The organism is Ilumatobacter sp. (assembly GCF_049588435.1).
GTDB lineage: Bacteria > Actinomycetota > Acidimicrobiia > Acidimicrobiales > Ilumatobacteraceae > Ilumatobacter_A.
Genome location: NZ_JBAVYV010000174.1, coordinates 1 through 3,797, shown reverse-complemented (window position 1 = coordinate 3,797; position 3,797 = coordinate 1). Strand labels below are relative to the sequence as shown.

Annotated in this window: 3 protein-coding genes and 1 pseudogene; 2 read left to right on the top strand and 2 right to left on the bottom strand. The window is 66.0% G+C overall.

What is annotated here, in order from left to right:
* Positions 1-946: pseudogene (locus WBV89_RS06380) on the bottom strand (preprotein translocase subunit SecA); the annotation flags it as partial.
* 104 nt (positions 947-1,050) lie between these two features.
* The gene (locus WBV89_RS06375) at positions 1,051-1,683 is read right to left on the bottom strand and encodes a ComF family protein (RefSeq protein WP_423980498.1); all 633 of its coding nucleotides are present in this window, start codon (positions 1,681-1,683) and stop codon (positions 1,051-1,053) included.
* Positions 1,684-1,879: 196 nt separating this feature from the next.
* On the opposite strand from WBV89_RS06375, the gene WBV89_RS06370 reads away from it, so the two are divergent.
* The gene (locus WBV89_RS06370; protein WP_423980497.1) at positions 1,880-3,313 is read left to right on the top strand and encodes a multicopper oxidase domain-containing protein; all 1,434 of its coding nucleotides are present in this window, start codon (positions 1,880-1,882) and stop codon (positions 3,311-3,313) included.
* 76 nt (positions 3,314-3,389) lie between these two features.
* Positions 3,390-3,734, top strand: coding sequence for a cupredoxin domain-containing protein (locus WBV89_RS06365; RefSeq protein ID WP_423980496.1), 345 nt, complete (start codon positions 3,390-3,392; stop codon positions 3,732-3,734).
* Positions 3,735-3,797 lie beyond the last annotated feature (63 nt).

Below are 3,797 nucleotides of genomic sequence, written 5' to 3'. Positions count from 1 at the left end.
CCTCGCCGCCCTGCACGATGTAGTCCTTGTCGCGCTTGTAGATCTCTTTGGCCTTCAGCGCCACGGTGAACTGGTGGTCGAGGTTCGCCTGGACGTTGTCGTAGAGGTTGTCGACGTCGAGCGCGGACTCGACCTTCTCGATGCCCTGCTCGGTCGGCACGACCACGCGCTTGTCCTCTTCGAACTCGTAGTCCTCGTCACGCTTGAGCGAGCGAACGATCGAGGCGAAGCGGTAGTACAGCTTCGCCGCGTCGGCGACCCGGCCCGAGATGATCAGCGGGGTTCGGGCTTCGTCGATCAGGATCGAGTCGACTTCGTCCACGATGCAGAAGTTGTGTCCACGCTGCTGGACCTTGGCGTCCTTGCTGGGAGCCATGTTGTCGCGCAGGTAGTCGAAGCCGAGTTCGTTGTTCGTCCCGTAGGTGACGTCGGCTGCGTAGCTGGCGCGCTTCTCGGCCGGGCTCGCTCCCCTGCCCGGAAGGATCAACCCGACCTCCATGCCCATGAACCGGTAGACCCGGCCCATCAGCTCGGACTGGTACTGCGCGAGGTAGTCGTTGACGGTGACGAGGTGGACTCCCTGGTTGGTCAGGGCGTTCAGGTAGACCGGGGCGGTCGAGGTGAGGGTCTTGCCCTCACCGGTCTTCATCTCGGCGACCCAACCGAAGTGGAGCGCTGCACCACCCATCATCTGCACGTCGAAGTGGCGCTGGCCGAGCACCCGGTCGGCGGCTTCACGGGAGACCGCGAACGCCTCGACCAGGAGATCGTCGAGTTCGGCGCCGTTGTCGAGGCGTTGGCGGAACTCTCCGGTCTTGCCCCGCAGTTGGTCGTCGGTGAGCGCCTTCAGCTCACTCTCGAGAGCGTTGATCTCCGGGACGATTCCCTGGAGTGCTTTCAGCTTCTTGCCTTCACCGGCCCGGAGGATGCGATCGAGGATTCCCATGCGACCGACCATGCTACCGGCGCGACCTCATGCGGGCTGGAGCAGACGCGCTGCACGTGACCGATGGCGTGCTGATGGATACCTCGTCCCCTCCGCTCGCCGGTTCAGGCGGCGTGTGCGGCCGGACGACGCAGTGGGAGCACCTCGGCGCGCCGGCGATCGGGCGTCGACGCGACCGCTGCCAATCGGGCGACGGCACCACGATCGTCGAGCGCCGCCGCGGCCGCCCCCAGCGTCGAGCCTGTGGTCACGACGTCGTCGACGACGAGCACGCGTGCTCCGTCGAGGCCCGGACGGGCAACGAAACGCGGGCCGGTCAGCCGTTCGGAGCGCGACCTGCCCGTCTGCGATCCGGAGCCGTCGCGATCGAGCAGACGCCGGCACGGAACACCCAGTTGACGGGCGACCGCACGCGCGAGGAGTTCACCCTGGTCGAATCCTCGTTCACGGCGTCGCTTCGAGCTTGTAGGTGCCCACGTGACCACATCGATGTCGTACTGGGCACGCTCCTCGATGATGCGATTGACGATGAGACCTGCGAGATGGCGGCTCACCGATCGCCGATTCCGGTATTTCCAGCCCAGCACGATGTTGCGGGCTCGTCCCGTGAACGCCACCGCCGCGATCACTCCGTGTGCCGCGTCGTGCGGAGCCGGACCCAACAATGCGAAACGACACGTCGTACAGATCGCGGCCCCCGGCTTGTCGCACCCGGCACAACGCGTTTCGAAGATCATGCTGTCCACTCAAGCGTGGGGGTACCTCAGGGTTCAGCGTGCCCGCTGAGCTGGGATGTTCCGTGATCGGTGCGGATCCAGTTCTCGGGTGACGAACAACACCGCGACCCACCGAAGTTCGGGACCAATGGCCCTGCGAGGGGTTCCCGCCGACGCGTTACGGTCCTCGCACCGCCACCCGAACGGAGAACCCCACATGACTGTCATCGATCAGCCGGCCCCTGGGTCAGCGTCACCCCCCACGCCACCTGAGAGGTCCTCCGGCGGCCCGATCGGAACCGCGCTGTTCGCGATCGGCGTCCTCGGCCTCCTCGGCTTGATCGCCGGTCTCGTCGCTCTCGCGTTCGTCGCCCTGATCCGAGACGACGGTGGCGGCGGGGACGGCGCGAGCGGAACCTCCTCGAGCGCCCTCGACGTCTCGCTCAGCGAATTCGCCATCGAGGGCGAGTTGAACGCTCCCGCCGGTGACGTCACGCTGAACATCGTCAACGCGGGCGCGATCGAGCACAACCTCGCCGTTCGGGAACTCGACATCCAGAGCAACAACCTCCAGTCGCGTGGCGTCGACACGCTGGCATTGGGCGACCTCGATGCCGGGACCTACGAGCTCTTCTGCAGCATCTCGGGTCACGCAGAGTCCGGAATGGTCGCGGAACTCACGATCGGTGAGGCGGACGAGTTCGAGGACGCGGACCTCGGAGGCGATCACGCCGGACTGACCGCCGAGGAGATGGATCAGTTGATGATCGATTCGATGCTGGAGTTCCCCGCCGAGACCGAGGGACTCGGCGCCCAGGTGATGGAACCCGAGGTCCTGGCGGATGGCACGAAGCGGTTCGAGCTCGTCGCCGAGGTGATCCCGTGGGAGGTCTCGCCCGGTGAGTTCGTCGAGGCGTGGGCCTACAACGGCCAGGTCCCCGGACCGTTCATCAAGGTCGACCAGGGCGATCGCGTCCAGATCGAGCTGACCAACCTCACTCCGATGGGGACCGACATCCACTGGCACGGCATCCACACCCCCAACGACCAGGACGGTGTCTCCCCCTACACGCAGGACCCGATCTCCACCGGTGAGACCTTCACCTACGAGTTCGACGCCGAGGACCCGGCGATCGGCATGTACCACGCCCACCTGCACAGTCAGACGTCGGTGATCAACGGAATGTTCGCTCCGTTCCAGATCGGCGAGAACCCACTCCCGTACGGTGAGACGGTCTCCGGGGTCACGATCCCCGAGGACCTGGTGCCGGCCTGGGAGAAGCCGATGGTCGTCAACGACGCCGGCACGATCGGTCTGACGCTGAACGGCAAGAGCTTCCCGGCCACCGAGCCGCTCATCATCGACGAGGGCGAATGGGGGGTCATCCACTACTACAACGAGGGACTCACCGCCCACCCGATGCACCTCCACCAGTTCCCGCAACTGGTGTACGCCAAGGACGGCATCCCGCTCGACTACCCGTACTGGGCCGACACGGTCAACGTGGCACCGGGTGAGCGGTACTCGGTGCTGTTCCACGCTGACACGGTCGGCACGTGGGTCTACCACTGCCACATCCTCACCCACGTCGAGCGCGCCGAGGGCATGTTCGGCATGGTCACCGCCCTGATCGTCAACCCCAAGCCGTGACCCCGGCTGATCGTCCCTCATGATCAGTGTCACTGCAGACCCGGGCACATCCTCCAGCCGGACTTCGGTCCGGCTGGTGGTGGCGATGCTCCTCGCGGGCGTCATCGGGCTCGCAGCGGCGGGATGCGGCGGCAGCGAGGACTCCGGTCCTGAACAGCCGACGTATTCGTACGTGATCCCGGCAGGCGCGGGCGACCGGATCGACGAGGGGGAGCCGCTCGACATCCTTCCTCGCGAGTTGGTCGCACAACTGAACGAGACCGTGATCATCGTCAACGAGGACGACCAGGCGCACCTGCTCGGTCCGTGGTTCGTCGGGCCGGGCGAGACACTGCGCCAGCGATTCACCACGCCAGGTGTCTTCGAGGACTCGTGCACCGTGCACCCCTCGGGCAAGTTCACCGTCGTGGTCGAGACCTGAACCCTCGACGCTCAGATGCTCCCCGGTCGCCTCGGACGTTGACCCGATGACCGGCGTCTCGAC

Excerpts from the sequence above, each read along its gene's own strand:
- WBV89_RS06375 (WP_423980498.1), bottom strand. The coding sequence starts at position 1,683 with ATGATCTTCGAAACGCGTTGTGCCGGGTGCGACAAGCCGGGGGCCGCG.
- WBV89_RS06370 (WP_423980497.1), top strand. The coding sequence starts at position 1,880 with ATGACTGTCATCGATCAGCCGGCCCCTGGGTCAGCGTCACCCCCCACG.